The 22949-nt window shown below is 39.1% G+C and carries 19 protein-coding genes; 5 read left to right on the forward strand and 14 right to left on the reverse strand.

Features of this window, described 5'->3' with window-relative positions:
• Positions 1–16 precede the first annotated feature (16 nt).
• The 4 genes from metQ to AOB46_RS02630 all read left to right on the forward strand — a co-directional run bounded on the left by metQ (position 17) and on the right by AOB46_RS02630 (position 5142).
• A complete protein-coding gene (gene metQ, locus AOB46_RS02615) occupies positions 17–823 on the forward strand; it encodes a methionine ABC transporter substrate-binding lipoprotein MetQ (protein ID WP_062696474.1) in 807 nt (268 codons plus the stop codon).
• 263 nt (positions 824–1086) lie between these two features.
• Positions 1087–3297 (forward strand): glycoside hydrolase family 3 C-terminal domain-containing protein, encoded by a 2211-nt coding sequence (locus AOB46_RS02620; RefSeq protein ID WP_410470261.1) that lies wholly within the window; start codon positions 1087–1089, stop codon positions 3295–3297.
• Between the two features lie 236 nt (positions 3298–3533).
• Complete coding sequence (locus AOB46_RS02625) at positions 3534–4646, forward strand: SMI1/KNR4 family protein (RefSeq protein ID WP_131724306.1); 1113 nt, start codon at positions 3534–3536, stop codon at positions 4644–4646.
• A 4-nt stretch (positions 4647–4650) separates the two neighbouring features.
• On the forward strand, positions 4651–5142 hold the full coding sequence (locus AOB46_RS02630) for an SMI1/KNR4 family protein (protein ID WP_062696477.1): 492 nt from the start codon (positions 4651–4653) through the stop codon (positions 5140–5142).
• A gap of 47 nt (positions 5143–5189) precedes the next feature.
• Here AOB46_RS02630 and AOB46_RS02635 read toward each other — a convergent pair whose 3' ends face one another.
• From AOB46_RS02635 to AOB46_RS02685, 11 genes are all read right to left on the reverse strand, one after another.
• A complete protein-coding gene (locus AOB46_RS02635; protein WP_062696478.1) occupies positions 5190–5984 on the reverse strand; it encodes a response regulator transcription factor in 795 nt (264 codons plus the stop codon).
• A gap of 120 nt (positions 5985–6104) precedes the next feature.
• Positions 6105–8252, reverse strand: coding sequence for an outer membrane beta-barrel family protein (locus tag AOB46_RS02640; protein ID WP_062696479.1), 2148 nt, complete (start codon positions 8250–8252; stop codon positions 6105–6107).
• 185 nt (positions 8253–8437) lie between these two features.
• Positions 8438–8992: a DUF2652 domain-containing protein gene (locus AOB46_RS02645; protein ID WP_062696480.1), complete on the reverse strand. Its 555-nt coding sequence runs from the start codon at positions 8990–8992 to the stop codon at positions 8438–8440.
• 58 nt (positions 8993–9050) lie between these two features.
• Complete coding sequence (locus AOB46_RS02650; protein ID WP_062696481.1) at positions 9051–10466, reverse strand: efflux transporter outer membrane subunit; 1416 nt, start codon at positions 10464–10466, stop codon at positions 9051–9053.
• An 18-nt stretch (positions 10467–10484) separates the two neighbouring features.
• Positions 10485–13625 (reverse strand): efflux RND transporter permease subunit, encoded by a 3141-nt coding sequence (locus tag AOB46_RS02655; protein WP_062696482.1) that lies wholly within the window; start codon positions 13623–13625, stop codon positions 10485–10487.
• Between the two features lie 9 nt (positions 13626–13634).
• On the reverse strand, positions 13635–14780 hold the full coding sequence (locus AOB46_RS02660) for an efflux RND transporter periplasmic adaptor subunit (protein WP_062696483.1): 1146 nt from the start codon (positions 14778–14780) through the stop codon (positions 13635–13637).
• Between the two features lie 216 nt (positions 14781–14996).
• Positions 14997–15911 carry a helix-turn-helix domain-containing protein gene (locus tag AOB46_RS02665; RefSeq protein WP_062696484.1) on the reverse strand — a complete coding sequence of 305 codons (915 nt, stop codon included), beginning with the start codon at positions 15909–15911 and terminating at the stop codon, positions 14997–14999.
• Between the two features lie 82 nt (positions 15912–15993).
• A complete protein-coding gene (locus tag AOB46_RS02670) occupies positions 15994–16740 on the reverse strand; it encodes a metallophosphoesterase (protein ID WP_062696485.1) in 747 nt (248 codons plus the stop codon).
• 75 nt (positions 16741–16815) lie between these two features.
• Positions 16816–17595 (reverse strand): GLPGLI family protein, encoded by a 780-nt coding sequence (locus tag AOB46_RS02675; protein WP_062696486.1) that lies wholly within the window; start codon positions 17593–17595, stop codon positions 16816–16818.
• A gap of 105 nt (positions 17596–17700) precedes the next feature.
• A complete protein-coding gene (locus AOB46_RS02680) occupies positions 17701–17964 on the reverse strand; it encodes a hypothetical protein (RefSeq protein ID WP_062696487.1) in 264 nt (87 codons plus the stop codon).
• 478 nt (positions 17965–18442) lie between these two features.
• Entirely contained in the window at positions 18443–19831 is a 1389-nt protein-coding gene (locus AOB46_RS02685) for an MFS transporter (RefSeq protein WP_062696488.1), read from the reverse strand.
• Between the two features lie 142 nt (positions 19832–19973).
• Between AOB46_RS02685 and AOB46_RS02690 the strand changes: the two genes are divergently transcribed.
• On the forward strand, positions 19974–20444 hold the full coding sequence (locus tag AOB46_RS02690) for an Lrp/AsnC family transcriptional regulator (RefSeq protein ID WP_062696796.1): 471 nt from the start codon (positions 19974–19976) through the stop codon (positions 20442–20444).
• 186 nt (positions 20445–20630) lie between these two features.
• Here AOB46_RS02690 and AOB46_RS02695 read toward each other — a convergent pair whose 3' ends face one another.
• The 3 genes from AOB46_RS02695 to AOB46_RS02705 form a co-directional block, all read right to left on the reverse strand.
• Positions 20631–21149: a hypothetical protein gene (locus AOB46_RS02695; RefSeq protein WP_062696797.1), complete on the reverse strand. Its 519-nt coding sequence runs from the start codon at positions 21147–21149 to the stop codon at positions 20631–20633.
• 19 nt (positions 21150–21168) lie between these two features.
• Positions 21169–22167: a hypothetical protein gene (locus tag AOB46_RS02700; RefSeq protein ID WP_062696489.1), complete on the reverse strand. Its 999-nt coding sequence runs from the start codon at positions 22165–22167 to the stop codon at positions 21169–21171.
• A 329-nt stretch (positions 22168–22496) separates the two neighbouring features.
• Complete coding sequence (locus tag AOB46_RS02705) at positions 22497–22778, reverse strand: hypothetical protein (protein ID WP_131724307.1); 282 nt, start codon at positions 22776–22778, stop codon at positions 22497–22499.
• Positions 22779–22949: the final 171 nt, after the last annotated feature.

Here is a 22949-nt window from a genome sequence, read left to right on the forward strand (position 1 = left end):
AAAATAAATAAAAACAATGAAAAAAATAAAGATCCTAGGTGTATTAGCAGCCGGAATACTTCTGTTTTCAGCATGTTCCGGAAGGAAAGACGATCCGAATTTTATCCGTGTAGGCATAACGTACGGCCCGGAACAGGAAATTGCCGAAGTGGCTAAGAAAGTGGCTAAGGAAAAATACAACCTTGAAGTGGAACTGATCCCTTTCAATGATTATGTAGTTCCCAATGAAGCGTTAACTAATGGTGATATTGATGCCAATGCCTTCCAGCATGTTCCTTACCTAACAGAGCAATCGAAACAGAGAGGATACAATTTAGCGGTTGTAGGCAATACTTTCGTTTACCCTATCATAGCCTATTCTAAAAAAATTAAAAATATCAGCCAGCTGCAGGAGGGAAATACAATTGTTATCCCTAATGATCCTACTAACGGAGGGCGCTCGTTGCTTCTGCTACAGAAAAACGGTTTATTGAAGTTAAAAGACGGTGTAGGACTTCTTCCAAAAGTGACTGATATTACAGAAAATCCGAAGCAACTGAAAATCATGGAGATTGAAGGAGCACAGATCCCGAGAGTACTGGATGACAGAGATGTTGTTGTAGGTGTTATCAATAATAATTTTGCAGCTCAGGCAGGTTTGGATTCTGAAAAGCAGGGAGTTCTTAAGGAAGACAAGGATTCTCCTTACGTGAATGTGGTAGTGGCAAGACAGGATAATAAGAACAGCCAGAAAGTAAAAAACTTTGTGAAAGCTTATGAATCTGATGAAGTAGAGAAGAAAGCCAAAGAAATTTTCAAAGGAGGAGCTGTAAAGGGATGGTAATGAAGAACTTGCTGGTCTTCAACCGAAGACCTTTATTTTCAGGAATCAAAACAAAAACTGAATCATCTGTATAATTTTTCAGCTTTAAAATTAATGAAACTGCCTTTAGATAATCCCGGCAGTTTTTTTATGAAGCTAATTTCATTTTCTCAATTTGAGATAATAAAAAATTTTCTTTACTTTTGCTTACAATCAAATAACCAGGCATTATGTTAAAGAAAACCGCCATTCTAAGTTTATTCACCTTTATTTCTGTTTCTTATATGGCTCAGACCAATACTTCCCTACCCGTTTATTTAGATGAATCTAAACCCGTTGAACAGCGTATTCAGGATGCTCTTTCGAGAATGACTCTGGAAGAAAAAGTGGCTATGCTTCATGCCCAGTCAAAATTCAGCTCTCCCGGAGTTCCAAGATTGGGAATTCCGGAGTTCTGGACAACGGATGGCCCTCACGGCGTGCGTCCGGAGGTAATGTGGGACGAATGGGATCAGGCCGGATGGACGAATGACTCTATCATTGCCTACCCTGCCCTGACTGCTTTATCCGCAACATGGAACAAGAAAATGTCATGGAACTATGGAAAAGCATTAGGAGAAGAAGCCCGCTACAGAAAAAAAGATATCCTTCTGGGGCCAGGTGTTAATATTTACAGAACCCCATTGAATGGAAGGAATTTTGAGTATATGGGTGAAGATCCTTATCTGACCTCAAAAATGGTGGTTCCTTATATTAAAGGCGTACAATCTAATGGAGTGGCTACCTCTGTAAAGCATTTTGCCCTCAATAATCAGGAAATGTTCCGCCATACCAGCAATGTTATTGTTGATGACCGGACTCTTTATGAAATCTATCTGCCTCCTTTTAAAGCCGCTGTAACTGAAGGAGACTCCTGGACGATTATGGGAGCTTATGATATGTATAAAGGTCAATATGCCAGCCAGAATCAATATCTTTTAAACGATATTCTGAAAAAAGAATGGAATTATAAAGGCGTAGTGGTATCCGACTGGGGCGCTGTAAATAACACTGAACAGGCAATTCATAACGGATTGGACCTAGAATTCGGGACCTGGACAAATGGCCTTTCCGCAGGTACTAAAAATGCCTACGATAATTATTTTCTGGCAAAACCTTATTTAGATTTAATCAGATCCGGAAAAGTAGGAACCACTGAACTGGACGATAAGGTAACCAGACTACTTCGTCTTGCCTACAAAACAACAATGAACAGAAACAAACCTTTCGGGAATATTGCTTCTGAAGAGCATAAAGCTATAGCCAAGGAAATTGGTGAAGAAAGTATTGTTTTATTAAAAAATCAGGGAAATGTTCTTCCTGTTGATCTTAATAAGGCAAAAAAAATAGCTGTTATTGGTGAAAATGCCATTAAAATCATGACGGTAGGCGGCGGTTCCTCTTCATTAAAGGTAAAATATGAAACGCTCCCTTTAGACGGAATTAAATCCAGATTCGGGAAACAGGCTGACGTACAGTATGCCAGAGGCTATGTAGGAGACATCGGTGGTGAATATAACGGGGTAAAATCCGGACAGGATTTAAAAGATACCCGCTCTGAAACAGAATTACTGGCCGAAGCTGTGGAGCTGGCTAAAAAGTCAGATTATGTGATCTTCGTGGGCGGACTGAACAAATCTGATTTTCAGGACAGTGAAGGAAATGACAGAAAGAGCTATGGCCTCCCTTACAATCAGGACCGTGTTATCTCTGCTTTAGCTAAGGCCAATAAAAACCTGGCTGTAGTTCTGGTTTCCGGAAATGCAGTCGCAATGCCATGGATAAAAGAGGTCCCAACGGTTCTCCAGGCCTGGTATCTGGGATCGGAAGCAGGAAACTCTCTTGCTTCTGTTCTGGCCGGTGATGCCAATCCTTCCGGAAAGCTTCCGTTTACATTTCCTGTAAAACTTGAGGATAATTCGGCTCATAAGCTTGGAGAATATCCGGGACAAAAAGATGAATTGGCAGCAGGAAAAGGAAAAGATCAGAAAAACCCGATCAATATTACCTATAACGAAGGAATTTTTGTAGGATACCGCTGGCATGATACTAAAAATATTAAACCCCTTTTCAGCTTCGGACACGGATTAAGCTACACCACTTTTGAATTCGGAAAAGCAAAAGCTGATAAAGCCAGCATTTCTCAGGATGACAGCATCACGTTTACGGTAACGGTAAAAAATACAGGAAAAAAAGCCGGTGCTGAAGTGGCCCAGCTTTACATCAGCGATTTAAAATCTTCTGTACCGCGCCCTACCAAAGAACTGAAAGGTTTTGAAAAAGTATATTTAAGCCCCGGCGAACAAAAAGAAGTGTCCTTCACCATTGATAAAACCGCATTAAGTTACTTTGATGCCAATAAACATGACTGGATTGCAGAGCCGGGAGATTTTGAGGCTTTGATTGGTAACTCTTCAGATGCAATTAAAACGAAAGTGAAGTTTACTTTAAAATAGATAAGGCAGGAAAAGAGAGACTCACATTTCCGGCAGTTTTTTTTAGTTGATAAAGCAGATTTCTGACAGGACTCTGCTTTTTGTCTTTTTAATCCGGATTTTTTAAACGGATTTTTATTTTAAACAGCCCGCTGATCCTGTAGATTACAAAGGTTTTCCTCAGTAAAATCACAGATTTTCAAAAAATTTAAGTCTTATTTTTTTTAAATTTACATTTGAAAATTCTACCCAATCCTATGCAGCAACAACTTCCCATGCACTGGCATTCTTTTATCAAGGTGTTTAAGAAAAAATATAATGAAGAGATTGTATACGGTATCTGCCGTATATTCCGGGATGAAGAAGCAGTTTGGGAACGGTATGACACCTATGATTTTGAGCAATATCTGCCCTGCTATATTCCTGTTGCAGATGATTCGGGAGGCCGCGTAGCTGTTATTTCAATCCATGAGAATGACAAAAAAGTCTATCTGAGCGATTATGGTGTTTTACAGGAATCCGAGCTGTCTGTTCTTGACCGGGACCTAATGCACTGGATGCAGCGAAAGTTTCCTTTTGACCCAGATTCTCCCAAAGAATTATCAAAAGAGAATGTAGAAAACTTTCAACAGCTGAACCATACATTATATGATGAGATTACCCGGCATACCGATATTCTCAATTTCCTGAAAGCAAAAATCAGGATAGAAGGAATGTCCCTTCCTGAAAATTACGGTAAGCCTAAAGAACTTTACTTTTTTCAGCAGGGATATCGTTACAACTTCAATGGCGAAGACCTGACTGGGCTAAAACCAGGCGACTTCAAACCAACCTGGCTGGTATTGGCTACCAACTATTTTGATGATCCTTTTTTTATTGACCTTGAAGAGTCCAAAAGGCAGTTTCCTGTCTATTTTGCCTTTCATGGCCAAGGAGAATGGATTCCTGTTATGATAGCAGATTCGGTTCGGGAATTTGAACAACAGTTAATCGATATTCAGACGGTCCAGTATGATAGGGAAGCTTTAATTGATTACCTGAAAAAAGTTCCGGAGAATGAATTCTGGAATGAAGTACGGGAAGTGGCAGCATCCATGTCATCGCTGGATGAAGAGGAGGCTGAAGAAAAAATATCCGCATTAGACTGGCAAAAAGCACGGCTTTATATAACCGACACCGGTCCCAATAAAATCAAAATAATTTCTTTATTAAAAGCAGAACTGAATATTTCAGGTCCTGAAGCGCTGCAGCTGAGCAGGCAGCCCAGAATCTTATTCTCCGAAGCCTATTTCAAATGGATAAAAGCTGATATTAAGAAACTGGAAAGCCTGGGTGCAAAAACAGAAATTGAGTTTATCACCGAAGAGTAAAAGAATGAATCCATTAGCAGATCACCCCGATTTTATTATAGAAAACGGTTCAGGTGAAAAGTTTTCTGAAGACTTTTTGAAACGCTATCCCAAAATTCCGGAAGATTACATACGTTTTCTGGAATCTTTTTCACAGTTTACCAATTCATCCGATACCACATGGTTTAACAGTATTGCTGATTTTAACGGTTCCCATAAGGAAAATGAATTCAGCTGGAACGAGTTTGAACAGCAGTCTCTGGAAGCTTTTGAAGATGATGAAGCAACCAGAAAACAGATCATCAGCTTTTGGGATGATCATCTACCCATTATTCTTTCCGTAAAAAACGGGTATGCCTATTTCTCAATCGGCACTGCAGAAAGTAATTTTGGAAAGATTTATTTCGGGGAAGAACCGGAGTATGAGGAAACTGATCATGTAGCCGAGAGCTTTTCCGAATTCATGGAAGCATTAAAACATAAAACCCTTGAAGAAAGATATTTAAATCTGTTTTAAAATTTAGCTTTACTAAGCCATACCCCTTCCTTCTGCCAGTTTCACTTTTAAAGATATCCATATTCAATAGCGACTTTCACAAGCTCTGAAACTTTCCTGCATCCGATTTTCCTGAGGATATTTTTCCGGTGTGTTGTGGCCGTATGATAGGAAATGTTCAGCTTATCTGCAATCTCTTTTGCCGGATTTCCGTTAACCAGCAGGGAAAGAACCTCAACTTCCCTCTTAGTGAGTAAATGCTTCAGTTCCGGATTTTTTTTATCGGGCAGGTAATGCATCTGGTGAAAATCATTCCTACTCCCAATTCCCTGTACCAATACAACATAGCTGTTTTCTCTGGTAATATGCTGGATATTAGTGTGAATATTGACTGCCTGCAGTAATTTTCCGTCATTACTTTTCGAGGTATGAAGAGCCTGATGATGAAACATTTCATAATTTCCTTTCGCGGTTTTCATCCGGAAACAGTAGCTTGTTTTAAGCTGCTGCTGATGTTTAAAGCCTTCTATTTCTTTCATTTTTTCAATGCTCATTCTTTCGGCTTCTATTACAAAATCGAGATCTGCAGGGTGAATCAGGTCTATAATTTCTTTAAGATGATGAGGGTAATGTTTCAGCCCATGCATGGTAAGGATATTAGGATGATGCCCGCTCAAAGTACTGTCTGTAAAATTAATCACATAATAGTAAAATTCGCCCATGGAAAATAAATCTCCGATAATCTGCTCAATAGGAGGCGGAGGAAGAATTTCATTTCCATTGTGTAAAATTTCAGGATAATCATTCCAGACTTTTACCAGGAGATGAGGTTTTTCAGCATCAGTTAAAAACTTATCACCCATAAAGTTACTTTGCTATAAAATTAACATAATTTATGTTAAAAAAATAGTCTTTTTGAAACATCCATAAAAAAAGCACTCACAGAACTCTGTAGGTGCTTTTTAATAAGGCTTTATAATTTATTACTTCCCTCCTCCCGAATTTTTCTCTACATCGGTTTTGGAATTCGATTTCACTTTCTGGTTTCCAAAGCGTTTCACAAAAGAAATGGAAGCTCCATACCAGTCCCATTTTGATGAAGTCCGGATAGTTCCGTACTGGCTGTAGCTGGTGGCATCATAATTCGGTCTCTGGAAAATATTCATCAGCTGAAGGCTGACTTCCATCTGAGTCTTAGGGAATATTTTCGTGGCAGAGATGTTATGGAAAACATTCACTTTGTTTCCATATGAGTTTCCGCTGTTCTGATTGGCAATTTCTACCCAGGCGCTCAGGTTAATATTCTTGTTGAAGAGATTGGTATAAGACAGGTTAGCAGAGCCTCCAAGGTAACTTAGATATTTAGCACCTTTAAGATCATTCTTTTCGTTAAAGTCATGGTTATCTACATAATACCACCCTATTCCTACATTTACATTCAGCTTATTTTTCAGGAAAGACTGGTTGGTGTTGGCAAAGAGATAGTATTTCTGAACCTTACCGTTCAGGTTGGAAGGAAGCGTGACAAGTAAATTGTTTTCTTCTTTTAAAGTGGTCCAGTAATCCTGATCGGTAAATATATACCTTGCGGAAAGGAAATATTTTTTCTTGTATCCGAATTTCATATATAATCTATGGCTGGGATTGGGTTCCAGGTCCATATTTCCTCTTGTGTACGTTCCGTCATTAGTCGGAAGAAGAAAGGGATTAAATTCGGAATACCACGGGCGCCAAAGGTTTTTGTTGTAGGTAAGACTCAGGTCATATTTATCTGAAAAAGTATATTTCACCAGTAAATTTGGAAGGAAAGCTCCATAAGAATCTTTTCTTTCTGTTCCGGCAATATCCTGTCTCATTTTAAAATCTATATGTTCATAGCGTAATCCTACCCTTGTTTCCAGTTTTTCAAAGAATGTTTTACTGTAGTTCGCATACAGGGAATTGATGTTATCTTCATAGTGGAAAACGTCATTTTTACGCACATTGTTCAGGTAGCTTCCGTTGGCATCATTCGCAATCACATTATTATTGAAATCCATTTTTCCTCCTACTTCAAAGCTGCCACCGGATTTCCCTAAAGGCTGCGTATAATCAACCTTCACATAATAATTCCGGGTCTGTTCATCAGAATTGGTTAACAAAAGGTCTGAAACCGGAGAAACATTAAATACTTTTAAGAACGTATTGGAATTGATCTGCGAATTATAATTGGTCCCTACGTTGATATCAAGGATCTTATTCTTCTCTTTATCATAGTATTTATAGAAAAGGTTGGTTCCCAAAGTCCTGTATTTTCCCACTACATCCTGGTCCTGATGATAGGAATCCTGATATTGATTAAAATTAAGATAGTTGATCCCATCAGCATCTGATGTGGAGGTATTTCTGCTCTGATAATATTCCAGGATAAGCCCCACATTATTTTTATCATTCAGCTCAAACTCAGAAGTTGAAGAAAAAGAAGGACTTTTCCCTCTTCCGGTTACTTCATTATTGACCTGGCTGAGAGAGTTATCTTTATACAGCATATTTTCAAAAAAGCTTTTCTGAACATAGGTATTGTCACTGTAGCTTCCGATAAGCGTCTGGGTAAAATTCTTCTTGTGATAATTCAGATTAAGATTGGTATACTGTGAGTTCTTTCTCTGCTGTCTGTTGTTGAAAGTTACACTCCCTTTCATTCCCTCATCATCTCTTCTTTTTAACACAATATTGATGACGGAGCCTGTTGTTTCATACCGTGAAGATGGGCTTGTGATGACTTCAATCTTCATCAGGTTATCCGCAGGAATGGTCTTAAGATATTCCTTTAATTCCTTTCCCGTAAAAACAGATTTACGGTCGTTAATGTATACCGTTACCGATTCTCCCTCCGCTTTTACGGCATCATTATTATCAATACTTACCATAGGGGTCATTCTCAGCACATCCCAGGTTGTATTTCCGGCAAGAATAGAGCTGTTGGCAACATTAAAGACTGTACGGTCCACTTTAGATTCTACCGTTGGTTTTCTGGCAGTAAGTGTTACAGCTTCTATTTCTTTCTCATTTTTCTTTATCGTATCATTCGTGGCCTGGGCTAAAGTTAAAGAACCCATTAATAAAGCCACCGAACATATAATTATTTTCATCCAAAGTAATATTTCAATTATAAGACACCTATGGGTGAAAGTTTGTTACATAAAAAAAGAAAAATATTTTAAAGTCCTGTTTTAAAGGGAAAAACCGAAACCTATTATATCACAATAAAATGAAAAATGCCCGGAAAAATCCGGACATTCAATAGCAAATTTACAAGGATTAAAAAATAGATATGCTAATTCATATTTTCAAAATAATGGATCACCCCTACCTCAGGAAGATGATGGCTGGAATCTTTCATATTAACTTCACTTTTACTGCTGCTTTCCAGAAAAGAATTGCTGAATAAAGCATAAGAAGGCTGCTCTGCAAAGTCATTTTTCAGCATCTGATGGGCCTCTACAACAGGTTTTCCATAAAGCTTTCTGAAATTCCCGATCTGATACTGCGAAAATTTTCCGTAATGCACAATAAATTTCAGTGAGAGATCAATAGAGGTGCTTAGCGCCCTGCTCAATTCTTCAATTTTTTTGTTGAAAGCATTCCGCATTTTCCAGAGCATTGCAGAAATATTCCCGTAAGACGGATTCTCATCGTAACGGTAAAACAAAATAGCATCACCTTCAATCTCCGAAATTTCGAAATAACGTCCGTTCACATCAATCAAAGTTGAAAGAAGCTGTCTCACAATATATTCTCCCGTATAAAGCTTTGTGTTGAACACAAATTCGGTAAACCCGCTGAAATCGGGAATAAGAATAATACCATCTTGTATATCTGCATTCTTCATAATAATATGGATTAAAAACCTGCTGCATCATTACAGACGAAGCAGGTTCAATTTTACTTTATTGCCATCCGCCGCCTACTGCTCTGTAAAGTTCAGTAATGGCATTCAGTCTTTGTGCTTTCAGGGAAGCAAGGTCCAGCTCTGCCTGAAGTTTATTAGTTTGGGCCATAATCACCTCAACATAGGTTGCTGAGTTGTATTGAAACAGAATATCTGATTTCTTTACCGCTTCATCCGATTTTACCACTAACCCTTCCGCTATTTTCTGCTGCTCTTCAAGCTTCTGAATCTGTATTAACGCATCAGAAACCTCTCCTACCGCCTTCAGTATAGACTGCTTAAAACTGATCTCAGCCTGATCTGCCAGCACTTTGGACTGCTCATACTGTGTTTTCAGCTGTTTCCCGTTCAGAATAGGCTGTGCAATAGCTCCGGCCGCCATTCCGAAGAGTGATCCCGGGATACTGAACCACTGACTGGCCTGGAAAGCATTTAAACCACCCTGTGCCGTAATATTCAGTGAAGGATACATGTTCATTTTCGCAACATGAATGGCTGCAGCACTTTTTCTTACCTCAAGCTCAGCGCTTTTAATATCCGGCCTGTAGCTTAATAATTCAGAAGGAATACCTGCTGCAAGATGATCCGGTGACTGCACATTATTCAGACTTGCGCTTCTTTCAATCCTGTCCGGCATGGAACCTGTAAGCAGACTTAATGCATTTTCCTGTGTAGCTATGGAACTTTCTATCGCCGGAATAGATTTCAGAATCTGATCTTTTACAATTTCCTGCTGCTGTACAGCCAGTGCAGTGGTAAGTCCTAATTCCTGCTGTTTCGCTAAAAACTTCAGGGTGCCGTCTGCATACGTAAGATTAGATTTCGTTATTTTCAGTTGGGTATCCAGCATCAGCAGGTTATAATAGCCTTGTACTACAGAAGCTACAAGCTGTGTCTTAACGGCTTTTGCAGCTTCCTGTGTCTTAAGGTATTCTGCCAGGGCCTGCTCTTTTCTGCCTCTGATCTTTCCCCATATATCAGCTTCCCACGAAAAATTGAGAGAGGCGGTATAGTCTTCCATATACCGTTTTCCCATAAACTGTCCTGCCATCATTCCGTTCATACTGTTATCCGAAGGTCTGCTGATGTTGGCATTAAGCCCTCCGGTGATCACGGGAACATTTCCCCATTTGCTTTGGTTATAAGCTAATGATGCAAATTCTATCTGCTTTAAAGCAACGAGAAGATCATTATTCCGTGTAACGGCTTTATCAATCAGCGCAACCAGAACAGGATCCTTAAAGAAATCCCGGTAGCTGATTTTTGCGATATTATCCTGAGTATCCACAGCACTGCTGTCGTTTCTGAATGTTTCCGGCATTTTCACTTCAGGCCGGTCATATTGCTGAACCTTGCAGGATATTGCTGCACCTGAAATAAGGGTGATATAAGCTATATTTTTAATTGAATTCATTGTCATAATCATTTGGATTTAATATTCCCAGTCGGCTTCTGTTATTGTTTTTCCGCTCATCTTTTCGTGTAAAGCCTGGAAGACTACAAAAAGTACCGGAACCACAAAAATTCCCAGGATTGTTCCGAAAAGCATTCCAGAAACAGCTGCATAACCGATGGAATGGTTTCCTAATGCCGAAGGACCTACCACAAACAACAGCGGAAGAAGACCCGTGATAAATGCCAGAGAGGTCATCAGAATCGGACGCAGACGTGCTTTTGCCCCTTCTACTGCTGAAGCGATCAGACTTTTCCCGGCCCTTCTTCTCTGGATGGCAAATTCCACAATCAGAATTCCGTTTTTGGCCAGAAGCCCGATCAGCATTACCAAAGCAATCTGCACATAAATATTGTTGGAAAGGTCTGCCAATGTAATTCCTACAAACACCCCTGATAACCCTACCGGAATAGCGATCAGAACCGCTAAAGGAAGTACATAGCTTTCATATTGTGCAGAAAGAAGAAAGAATACAAACACAATACACAACCCAAAAATCATCACCGACTGTGAGCCTGCTGAAACTTCTTCACGGCTCATGCCTTTATAATCATAAGTATATCCCGGCGGAAGAACCTGTTTGCCCACCTCTTCAATTGCGGCCATAGCCTGTCCGGTACTGAACCCCGGCGCCGGCATCACTGTTAAATTGGAAGAGTTGAACAGATTGAAACGATCCACCACTTCAGCACCTGTTACCTGCTTTAAAGTAACCAGTGTATTCACAGGAACCATTTCTCCTGAATTATTTTTAACGAAAATACCGTTCAGGGATTCTTTATCTTCCCGGGTTTCCGGAGTAGACTGCACCAATACCCTGTAATATTTCCCGAACCTGTTGAAATCCGAAGACTGTATACTTCCGTAATATCCCTGCATTACGCCAAGAACATCGGCCACGCTTACGCCTAATTGTGCCGCTTTCACCTCATCTACAAGCACTTCAAACTGCGGATAAGTAACGTCAAATGTGGTAAATGCCACTGCCACTTCCGGCCGCTGCATCAAAGCACCCATCATTCCGTAAGAGATATTTCCTAAATTCTGAAGCTCTCCGTTGGTACGGTCCTGAAGCACAAGCTCCATCCCGCTGGTATTTCCGAAACCGTCTACCGTAGGCGTATTCAGAACAAGAAAATTCGCTCTTTTATCCTGCGAAAGCATTCCCTGAACCTGACCGATAATATCATTGATATTACTTACTTTCCCCCTTTCTTCCCCTTTTTTCAGTTTTACGAAAATAGAGGCTGCTGAAGAAGACATTGAGCCGCTGAACAGATTCAGTCCATCTACGGAAATCACTTCGTCTACTGCCGGATTTTTCATCAGAAGATCTTCCGTATCCGAAACCACCTTTGAGGTTCTGTCTTTTGAAGCTCCCGGCGCAAGATTGGCTGTTACAATGATAAAACTCTGATCTTCATCCGGAATAAAGCCTTTAGGGGTTGTCATTGACATCCACGCAAACAGCCCTCCGAAAACAAGGATAAGAATCATTGCCACCCATTTTCTTTTTAACAGAAACAATACTGATTTTCCGTAACGGAACGTCAGCTTATTGAAGCCCGCATTAAAACCGGCAAAGAAACGGTCTTTGAAATTCATTTTTTCATGGGCTCCTCCATGATGCTGCTTCAGCAACAAGGCGCATAAAGCAGGGCTAAGGGTTAATGCATTCACTGCAGAAATAACAATAGCAATAGCCAGCGTAAGAGCAAACTGCTGATAAAACAGTCCAGTAGAACCACTCATAAACGCTACAGGAACGAATACCGCAGACATGATCAGGGTAATTGAAACAATTGCTCCTGTGATCTCGCTCATCGCCGACATGGTTGCGGCCCTCGGGTTGAGTTTTTTATGTTCCATTTTAGCATGGACCGCTTCCACGACGACAATGGCGTCATCTACCACAATACCAATGGCCAGTACCAATGCAAATAACGTCAGGATATTGATGGAGAACCCGAAAATTTTCATAAAGAAGAATGTTCCTATAATGGATACCGGAACGGCAATAGCCGGAATCAGGGTGGAACGGAAATCCTGCAGGAAGATATACACCACGATAAATACCAGGATAAACGCTTCTATCAGGGTATGAATGACCTGGTCAATCGACTGGTCAAGAGCTTCTTTTGTGGCATAGGGAATTTCATAATTCATACCTTGCGGGAAGGATTTCTCGAGTTCTTTCATTCTTTCCTGAAGGGCGATCTGCACTTCGTTCGCATTGGATCCCGCCATCTGGAATATCGCCATCGTTACCGAAGGTTTCTTGTTGAAATTGGAAGAAACCGTATAGCTGTATGCTCCGAATTCCACTTTGGCAATATCTTTTAATTTTAAAACGGAACCGTCACTCAGGGCTTTAATGGTAATATTTTCATATTGTTCAGGTTCTGTAAACTTTCCTTTGTAGCGGAGAACGTATTCCATTGCTTCCTTACTTCTTTCCCCGAATCTTCCGGGTGCCGCTTCCAGGTTCTGAGACTGGATGGCACGGGAAACCTCTGCCGGGGTAAGGTTATAGGAAGTAAGCTTATCCGGATCCAGCCATACCCTCATGGAATAATCTTTATTTCCGTATACCATGGCATCTCCCACTCCTTTCACTCTTTTCAGTTCGGGAACGATATTGATTTTAGCGTAGTTTTCCAGGAAAAGATCATCCATAGTTCCATCTTTACTGGTCAGAGAGACCATTGCGATCATACTGTTCTGTCTTTTCAGTGTGGTGATCCCGGCTTGTACTACTTCTGCAGGAAGCTGGTTGGTTACCTGTGCTACTCTGTTCTGCACGTTAATGGCCGCCTGATCGGGATCTGTTCCCAACTTAAAGATCACGGTAATGCTTAAAGTACCGTCGTTACTTGCGGTGGACGTGATATAATCCATATTCTCCACTCCGTTGATGGCATTTTCCAAAGGCGGTGCCACAGATCTTGCTATGGTTTCCGCATTGGCTCCCGGATAAGCAGCTGTTACCATAACGGTAGGCGGTGCAATATCCGGAAATTTGGTAATCGGCAGGCTTACCATACCCACGATCCCCAGAATGACAAGCAGTACGGAAATTACGGTTGCCAGTACGGGTCTTTTTATAATTCTTTTTAACATGATATCTTCTTACGATTTTTTCTGTTGCGCATTTTTCTTCTGTGCCGTTACAGGGGTTCCCGGCTGAAGTCTGTCGAAGCCTGTGACAATATACTGGTCACCGGCTTTCAGTCCTTTTGAAACGATGAAATTATCCCCGGCTTTTCCGTTCACTTCTACCGGAAGCATCATTGCTTTTCCGTCTTTAATGGTGAATACGAAAATCTTATCCTGAATGGTTCTTGTGGAGGCAATCGGAAGAAGGACTACATTGCTGTAAAACTGATCCAGTACGATTTTCCCTGTATTTCCGCTTCTCAGAAGATTGTCCGGATTGCTGAACTTTGCCCTCAGGGTAATAGACCCTGTTGTCTTGTTGAACTGACCTTCCACCGCATCAATTTTTCCGGTTTGGGCATATTTCTCACCGCCTGAAAGCAATAAGGAAATGGCAGGTGTATTTTTGATAATTTCATTGATATTGCTCCCTTCATGCTGTTTCTGAAAATTATTGAAATCATTTTCACTCATGCTAAAATAAGTGTATACTTCATGAATATCAGACAGAAGGGTGATTGGTTCCTGGTTGGAAGGGGTCATCAGGCTTCCCAGACGGTAATTAAATCTTCCGATAAACCCGCTTACCGGAGCTTTAATTGTTGAAAAATTAAGGTTAATCTTCGTTGATTCAATGGAGGACATGGCCTGACTGACTGCACCTCTTGCTCCGTTATATGCCGCTTCTGCTTCCTTTACCTGAATATCAGAAACCATTCTATTTTTCAACAGTTCTTTTTTACGGTCAAGGTCTATTTTAGAAGCCGCTAAAGTAGCCTGTGCGGTAATCAGGGCTGCCTGTGCACTTTTCAGCTGCTCACGGAATACCTGATCTTCAATTTTGAACAGTGGCTGCCCCGCTCTCACATAATCACCTTCATCTACAAAAATTTTGCTTAAATAACCGGTTACCTGAGGGCGGATTTCTACATTGGAAACACCTTCAACCGATGCTGCATATTCTCTGGAAACAGAGGCATCTCCCTGCTTCACCGTTTCCACCGGAAGCTCAGGTACCTGCTGCTGATAAGACTGATTGGGGTTACTTTTCTTACATCCCGCCAAAACAATAAGCGAGAGGAAAAGGATAGTGGATTTCTGGATAAAAAATCTCTGCATAACAATATTCCTTTTAAATTTACCCGGCAAAATTCGTCCGAAAAAAATTCAATAGAAATATTCAAAAAACCCCTTCTTTTGTCAAAAAGACCCCTTATTTAGAGAAATATGATAAATATCATTTATAGAGGATATAAATAACGATGTCTTATATTTTTAATCAAAAAACAGCTATTATTTAGCAAAAAGACATCTAAAAATACAATTCATTGATTATCAATATAAATCATCTTTACGATATTCCAACGGAGATTTACCGACATGTTTTTTGAAAAATTTACTGAAGGACGCCTGATCAGAGAATTTAAGCTGCGCAGCAACCTCCCCTACATTAAGATTAGGATTTTTGAGTAAAAGCCGCGCTTCTACTGCCAATACCTGATGGATAATGTCTCTGGGAGATTTAAACATGGTTTTATTGATCACTTTGGTCAGGTATTTACGGCTGATAAAAAGTTTATCGGCATAAAACTGGACATTGTGCTCTTCTTTAAAATATTCCTGGACGAGTGTAAAAAAACTGGTAGTTAACTCATCTTCCCGTAGGGTTACCTGATGTGGCTTTTCAATTTTTTTGAAGTAGTTATCAATTTCATAGATCACGAGTGAAAAGTGATGCCAGATCATTTCATTGAAGTAATAATTATCTTTTTCTGTATTGTTCAGAATTTTCAGCTCATCCAGATGAAAATTAATTCTTCTGTACAGGTCCGGTTCGTTCCTGATAATGTGGGTAGGATCTGATGACAGGCTTTTCATCACGTGGTTCGACTTATAATTAAATCCGGCCTGGGAGATAAAGTCTGCGGAAAAGAAAATATATTTGGATTTGTAATCATCGGCAATCTTTTCTACCCAGAATGTTTCAGACATCGGACAGAAAACAATATCTCCTTTAGCCACCTCATAGCTTTCATCATAAAGCCTGAAACGAATATCTCCCTGCTGAACCATAAAAATACAGAAATAATCTGAACGGTAAGGGGTATTCAGTTTGACTGCATAGCTTGCTCTATCAATCTCCATTACTACAAATTCTTTCACACGAAGATCAAATTCCACCTGCTCGAGAAGCTCTTCAAAAGTGAATATAGAAACGAATTCCGGTAATACAGCTGATCTTTTAGGCATTGGAGGTGAAATTATATGCTAAATTAGGAGATTTGCGTGATAAATCGAAAGCATTCTGACAGGAAAGCTAACAGAAAACAGCTTATGCTTCAACAAAAAGCTCTTTATCGTAGCCATTGTATTTTTCAGTGATATAGCCATGAGGATTACAGATGACCTCGGTGGCTCCGATCCTATACCTGCACGGAGTATGAATATGCCCGTGAATCCAGTATAAAGGCTTATAATCCATGATCAGGTCCTCAAGGTCTGAAGCATAAGCCGCTGTAAGAGGGTCTTTGTGATAATTTTCCGGGACTGATTTTATACTTGGTGCATGGTGGGTTACAACTATATTTTTCAGACCTGCTGATTCTTCGAGGCTTTCTTTCAGCCAAAGCCTTGAAAACTGATGAATTTTAAAGGTATCAACGGTTCTCATTTTTGAATAGGAAGGATCACGGCGGATCATTTTGTAATCGTTCATTTTCGGCTGACAGAGCATTCCGTACTGTACAGGATTTCCAAAAATGGAAAAGTCAGTCCAGAGTGTAGCTCCATGAAAACGGATTCCGTCAATATCTACTGAAGAATTTTCAAGGACAAAAACAGAGGAGTTTTCTGCTGCCGCTTTGATCTTATTCAGTGTTTTTGGATAGAATCCTTTATAATATTCATGATTTCCCAGCACATAAATGACCGGCTTATTCTGAATTTCAGATTTGATCCATTCTATTCCTTTTGTGCCTAGATTAATATCTCCTGCCAGCACTACAAGATCTGCACTGCTGAAGTCGAGATCAGTAGATCCGAATTCCTGGTGAAGGTCGCTGATAATCTGTATTTTCATTCTGCAAAAGTAAAATATAATCACAAGAAGTAAAAATATGACTATGCAGACTGCTATAGGACAATCTTTTTCTTTTTATTCAGTTGGTTTATTTTCCCATTCAAAATTTTTCTCTATACCTAGCCTATTGGTACTGTATTGAATTTTGGCACCTGGAGGAAGGGTTTCTATGATTTCTTTATTATTCCTTAAAAGTAGCTGGTCTTTAAGCTCTATGAATTTGTTCATTTCAATTTTTGGATATTGTTTAAATGATGGTGTTAAATTGATATTTTCTTTATAATCAATTTCAATATTTTCTACTTTCCAAATATTATATGCCTTATTATCAACTCTAATATCTAAAATAAGTCCAGGTAAACCATAAAATTTAAATGGTCCAGCAGAATAAGGGAGATCTTTTGCAAAGTACGCAGTTATATTTGAACCTCTAAAATTCGTAGTTGCTTTAAAACATTCATATCCTAAAATTTTCTTTCTGTTGCTTTTTTCTATGGTCCATACTGGCTTGAGAACATTATCATGTATAAAATAATTATCATTAGGATCATTTCCATTTACAGTACCAGTAAAGAAAAAATCCCTTGTGTTCTGATCTTTATTTATAGTAGACATATAGTAAAATGCTCTTGTAGTTTTTGACGGCTTAAAAGCGGTTATTGTACCGCTCGATGTATTCTGATTTCTGAATTGAATGAGCGAATCCTGTCTTGACATAACTTTATTATTGTCAATATATAGGTCTTCATAAAGCGTTGCAATTTCTGACCGGACATTTAAATACTTTACATGAATTTTTTGTGAAAACCCAAGTCCCGAAATTAATACTAAGCTTAAAAATATAATGTTTTTCATACTATTTTAAAAAATGGGAAATTATTATTAATTTCCCATTTTAATTTTTTAATTCATTGAAACAGTAAACCCTTTCTTCTGTAATCTATGGATTACTAAGCTTTGCTACATCTGACAGTTTTCTAATGAGCTTTGATCTGATGTTATGAGATCATATCCCGAAATGTTTCCATCACCATCGTAGTAAGTTACACTAACCCCACAAAGCTGAAAAGGAGTAGTATTAGAAACTTCTTTTTTCGTTTCTTCTGAAACTTTCACATCATATGTTTTCATGTTTGTTAATCCTGTTGGAACTTTCACATCGCCTGTTTTCGCGTTTGTTAATCCTGCAACTCCAAAAGCTGCAAATAAAATAATTTTTTTCATTTTTTGATTTTTTAAATTACTAATTTCTGTGATTGCAATCTTGAACAAGTATAAGAACTTTTTTTATATCACAATTAAGGGAAGCTATATTTGCTAAAACTTTTTTAATTTATATAAAATCAACAACATAAAACATTTTTTTCTTTAGTTATTTTTTCAATACCTCAAAAAAAGTATAAACTATTAATCAAGAAAATTACCATTTCCTTGATTATCTTCTACCTTTTCTAACCAGAATCAATTCATATGACCATAATAATATTTTTTTTCCAGGATCCTTGAGTTTAAGTCTTCTCTAAAGTTTGATGCTTTATTTGGGTTTAATATCCGGGAAAACTGGTTGAACCGTCAGTATTTATATCAATTTTTTACATTCTTTAAAGAAAGTACAATAAAAGAAAGATTGAATGTGGTTCAAAAAAAAGAACCGATACTCAGGCACCGGTTCTTTTATCATATAGTTTGTGTGTTTTTACGATTATGAAACTGCAACCGCAGTCTGTCTTATTTTTAGGTTTCTGAATATAAAGTACAGCAGCATTCCCAATGCCAGAAGGGCATAACCTATCAGGATCATCAGGCTTAGATCTCCTACTGCATATTTTGAGGGGAAAATCTGGCTCATCAGAGTCATGAATGAAAGTCCGATTCCTGCGCCCAGGAAGTAACTTGTAGAGCTCAGACTTGAGGCCACGCCATAATGCGAAGGCTCTACATCCTGAATTCCCATTACCGAAAGGGCGGTAAAGCAGAAGGTCATTCCTATTCCTGAAATACAGGCAGCTCCCAGCAATACTACAGCCAGTGGATGGCCGATATAAACAGACAGCAATAAAGACAAGGCACCCGTCAGCATAAAGCTCCACCCGAAAACTCCCATTTGGGAAGAGCTCAGCCTTTTGGATATATGAGGCAGTACAAATTTCGCCACCAGTGCTGACATGATGCTGAAAGGAACCAGCATTAGCCCAGCAGATGCAGCGCTGTGTCCCATATCTTTCTGAAGCATTAATGAAATAAGGAATAAAAATCCGATAAAAAAGGCCCCCAAAGTAAAAAATACTGCATTTGAAACCACCAATGACCTGTGCCTGAACAATTTCAGGTCAATCAGGGGTTGGGAAACAGATCTTAACCTCCTATAGACCGTTACCAACAGCAGGACTGATAACACCAGTGAACCTACGATCAGCGAAGGCTGTTCCTGAATGTGAATCAGTTCATGCGTTCCGTAGGTAAGACTTAATAATCCCAGAACAAGCAGAATTCCTGAAACAAGATCCGTTTTCTGTGCAGTTTCATTTTTCTCATCTAATGGCAGATAACGGTATGCAAAAATCAGGGTAATCAGAAGAATAGGAACATTAATAAGGAAAACCCAGTGCCAGCTCATATAAGTACTGATAATTCCGCCAACCGACAGACCGCTTCCGGAGCCAATAGCTGCAAATGAACTGAAAATCCCGATGGCACGGTTGCGTTCCTGCTCTTCTCTGAACGTATTGGTTACAATAGATAAAGCTGAAGGCATGACTAATGCTGCCCCCAACCCCTGAAGGGCACGGAACACTGCTAAAGCTTCAAAGCTTTGGGAAAGACCGGCTCCTAATGAAGTCAGCATAAAAATAAGTGCTCCGGTCAGAAACATTTTCCGGCGTCCTATCTGGTCTGAAAGCTTACCTCCAATAATCAGAAAACCACCAAAAAACAATACATATAGTGTCTGCAGCCATTGTACTGTACCCGCCCCGATACCAAACTGTTCCTGGATAGAAGGAATAGTTAAATTAATAATGGCAATATCCAAAGCCTCTACAAAAGTTCCCACCGATGCGATAATCAATATTAAATTCTTCCTCGTATCCATATATTCAAATTTCCTGCAAAATTAGAATTAACAGAACATATATGAAAATTATACATTAAATTTGGAACAAAATAACAAATACCGAAAAACAAAAAGAACAAATACACTTCAGTATTCAATTATTCATTTAAAAACAGAACAAATGACTACAGATTCATACAATCCTGACGAAAAAGACCTTTCTATTCTTCGTCTGCTGCAAAAAGATGCTAAAATGAGCGTGCGGGATATTTCTGCAAGAATCAACCTGAGCCCTACTCCTACCCATGAACGGATTAAACGGATGGAAAAAACAGGAATTATTAAAGAATATACTGCGGTTCTTGACCGTAAGAAAGTAAATAAGGGCATGATGGTGATCTGCATGATCGCTCTGAATGTTCATAACAAAAAAACGGCAGGAAAATTTATTGAAGAGGTCGGGAAACTGAAAGAAGTGGTTGAATTTTATAATATCAGCGGTGATTTTGATTTCATGCTGAAGATCCTGGCTCCCAATATGGATGAGTTTCATGAATTTTTTGTCAACAAGCTTTCAGAGATTGAAGGAATCGGGCAGACCAAGAGTATTTTTGTCATGAACAGCATTAAAGAAAGCGTACAGATTATGTAGAAACGGTACATTCATGTTGAATAAAATCAACCAAAATTAACTTCTACTCTCCTTTCTTCCATCTTCCAGCCATTAATAGCCGAGCTGGAAACAAATTTAATATTCACTTCATGTAAAAAAATCCTCAAAACACGATATGTTTTGAGGATTTTTGATTGTAGATTCTGGTTTTTATTTTAACAGGCTTTACTTCCAGTAGCTCCATACAGTGCCATCAAATACAGCCAGCGTCTTACTTGCTGTGTCATAGCAGATCATTCCCGGATAAGGATTTTTCACATTGATGTGTGGTGACGCAATCTTAGGAAGAATCATGGCTTTCGTACCGGACTCTAAAACCAGTACTCCATCTGCACTGCTTGTGGAATCTCCCATGATAACACCATTTCCGGACTCATTTGAACTGTTAACGGAAACAGCACTTGAATCACCTGTATCTGTCAATGGTTTCCAGGTATTATTTTCATATACTTTCACTTTACTATCCGTGGTATCAAAAACAAAGGTACCATTGGCCAGGGACCCGCCGGAAGGAAGCCCGGATGTGGCAGGAAGAATCAGGCCTTTTGTGTTTCCGGGGACATTATCAAAATCCAGAACCGTGCTGCCGCCTTCTACTGTTTCTTTTCCTATCGCAACTTGTGCGTTATAAGCATTAAAAATAAAGAAAGCGGAAATTAAACATATGTGTTTTATATTTTTCATAATTGTCTGCAAATTAAAGTTATTCATTACATCCTCGTTGAATACATTTCCATTCGGAGCCATTATAAAGCTTCACACAGCTGTCCTGAATATCATATACCATCATTCCTTCTTTAGGCTCTGTAACAGCATCTCCGGGCTGCGGGGTCTGACTTACATGCGCTACCCTTGTAATGACCAATCCTTTATTTTTTGACTCCAATGCGATGAAACCATTAGGAATATTTTCAGGCCATTGATTACTTTTTTGCTGCACCGTAATTCCGAATTTCGTATATCCGTCAGGAGTACCTGTAGCTGCAGGTTTGGTACAATATTCATCCATTTCGTCTATTACTTCAATGGCATAGCCACACAACATTTTGTCATCAGGAAGACCTGCGGGCCATAATGAAGGGCATTGGGCCTGTGTAGCATAGGGACCGCAAAAACTGGCACCACCCGGCAGAAGTCCTACTACAGAATCCATGGCGATGGCAACGATCTGACTATCGTTACTGAGTATAGAAGTTCCGCCACCGCTTACCTGGGCTTTCGCTATACAATAAGCTTTTCCTGTTGGTATTCCCACATAATTTACGAATGGATAAGTAACAGACTGCTGGTTGAACGTTCCGCAAATCTCTATAACGCTATTGGTTCCCATCTCTATGGTGGAGGAAGTTCCGGGAAAATTTCCAAAAAAGGTAGGATCTCCCTGAGTAACCGATCCCGTAAGTGACAGGTATGATTTAGTACCCAGCTTAACTCTCGAGTTTTTCTGACTGTTAAAAGCCCCGATTATAATTGAACCTTCCGATTTTACAGCTGCCTGGTCGTTGATTTCCAGATTTCCATGTACGATAATTCCTTTCACGGTAAGCAGCCCGGACTGAATAATCAAAACCGCATCCGCAGGAATAGAAATATCTGTAGTCAGTGTAAGATTTCCATTCAGGCAGTAGGTGTTCCCGGGATCCATGGTCTGTCCCGTGTACGGTATACACTGCGCTCCCACTATACTATAAAAAAGCGTCATTAATAAGAAAATCACTTTCCTATTAAAAACACTAAAATTTAAATTATTCATACGATTTTATAATAAATTAATATTTTTCATTCATTTATATAATTAAAAAATGAAATATTCACATTATAAAAACCTACAAACAATTAACATACCAAACTCCTTTTTAACATAATAAAATAAATAAATGCATAACATAGCTTCAATTTTTTCTTAGTATTTATAGGATGTGGCGAAAATTTATAATTTTCTCTGAATACAGTAACTCCATCTTTCAACCTTTAATGGCAATGGGTTATTATTTATGATCGGTAAAAGTAGAAGAAGTTCTGTTCCAATTTTTAAAGCAGCAGACTATTATTGTTTATAAACTTACTCCAGGCTGATGTTATTTCTTTAAAATCACTGGTTGGCAGAACAAGATCAGGGATTGAGCTTTGATCCTGATAATGATCCATATCGGTATAAATCTTTACAACAGAAGGAAATATTTCTATAAACTGTAATCCATCTGTAGCCCATCTTACACTTCCTTCCTGTGGATGATCTTCAATATATTGAATTGAATCAAGGAGCAGATCACTCTTTCTTTCGGTACTAAATTCATTGATTAAATTACTCAATATAAAATTATTTGATTCCATAAACTTATAATCTGTATTATGAATTTTTTGAATTCCAAAATTAATTTGGTACTGTTTCAGAACGCTCATTTTTATTGTATTTTAAATTTATGCCGCGGCTCACTCTTCTGCTTTCCTGCGACTTATCATCTTTGAGAATACAGCAAATGT

The organism is Chryseobacterium indologenes, from assembly GCF_001295265.1.
Lineage (GTDB): Bacteria > Bacteroidota > Bacteroidia > Flavobacteriales > Weeksellaceae > Chryseobacterium > Chryseobacterium indologenes_A.

What these genes read in the sequence shown, in the direction of transcription:
- AOB46_RS02660 (WP_062696483.1), bottom strand. Translation starts at nt 14,780, where the DNA reads ATGCAGAGATTTTTTATCCAGAAATCCACTATCCTTTTCCTCTCGCTT.
- AOB46_RS02695 (WP_062696797.1), bottom strand. Translation starts at nt 21,149, where the DNA reads ATGAAAAATATAAAACACATATGTTTAATTTCCGCTTTCTTTATTTTT.
- AOB46_RS02675 (WP_062696486.1), bottom strand. Translation starts at nt 17,595, where the DNA reads ATGAAAAACATTATATTTTTAAGCTTAGTATTAATTTCGGGACTTGGG.
- AOB46_RS02640 (WP_062696479.1), bottom strand. Translation starts at nt 8,252, where the DNA reads ATGAAAATAATTATATGTTCGGTGGCTTTATTAATGGGTTCTTTAACT.
- AOB46_RS02670 (WP_062696485.1), bottom strand. Translation starts at nt 16,740, where the DNA reads ATGAAAATACAGATTATCAGCGACCTTCACCAGGAATTCGGATCTACT.
- metQ (WP_062696474.1), top strand. Translation starts at nt 17, where the DNA reads ATGAAAAAAATAAAGATCCTAGGTGTATTAGCAGCCGGAATACTTCTG.
- AOB46_RS02700 (WP_062696489.1), bottom strand. Translation starts at nt 22,167, where the DNA reads ATGACGCTTTTTTATAGTATAGTGGGAGCGCAGTGTATACCGTACACG.
- AOB46_RS02625 (WP_131724306.1), top strand. Translation starts at nt 3,534, where the DNA reads ATGCAGCAACAACTTCCCATGCACTGGCATTCTTTTATCAAGGTGTTT.
- AOB46_RS02685 (WP_062696488.1), bottom strand. Translation starts at nt 19,831, where the DNA reads ATGGATACGAGGAAGAATTTAATATTGATTATCGCATCGGTGGGAACT.
- AOB46_RS02680 (WP_062696487.1), bottom strand. Translation starts at nt 17,964, where the DNA reads ATGAAAAAAATTATTTTATTTGCAGCTTTTGGAGTTGCAGGATTAACA.
- AOB46_RS02620 (WP_410470261.1), top strand. Translation starts at nt 1,087, where the DNA reads ATGGCTCAGACCAATACTTCCCTACCCGTTTATTTAGATGAATCTAAA.
- AOB46_RS02650 (WP_062696481.1), bottom strand. Translation starts at nt 10,466, where the DNA reads ATGAATTCAATTAAAAATATAGCTTATATCACCCTTATTTCAGGTGCA.
- AOB46_RS02635 (WP_062696478.1), bottom strand. Translation starts at nt 5,984, where the DNA reads ATGGGTGATAAGTTTTTAACTGATGCTGAAAAACCTCATCTCCTGGTA.
- AOB46_RS02645 (WP_062696480.1), bottom strand. Translation starts at nt 8,992, where the DNA reads ATGAAGAATGCAGATATACAAGATGGTATTATTCTTATTCCCGATTTC.
- AOB46_RS02630 (WP_062696477.1), top strand. Translation starts at nt 4,651, where the DNA reads ATGAATCCATTAGCAGATCACCCCGATTTTATTATAGAAAACGGTTCA.
- AOB46_RS02690 (WP_062696796.1), top strand. Translation starts at nt 19,974, where the DNA reads ATGACTACAGATTCATACAATCCTGACGAAAAAGACCTTTCTATTCTT.
- AOB46_RS02665 (WP_062696484.1), bottom strand. Translation starts at nt 15,911, where the DNA reads ATGCCTAAAAGATCAGCTGTATTACCGGAATTCGTTTCTATATTCACT.
- AOB46_RS02655 (WP_062696482.1), bottom strand. Translation starts at nt 13,625, where the DNA reads ATGTTAAAAAGAATTATAAAAAGACCCGTACTGGCAACCGTAATTTCC.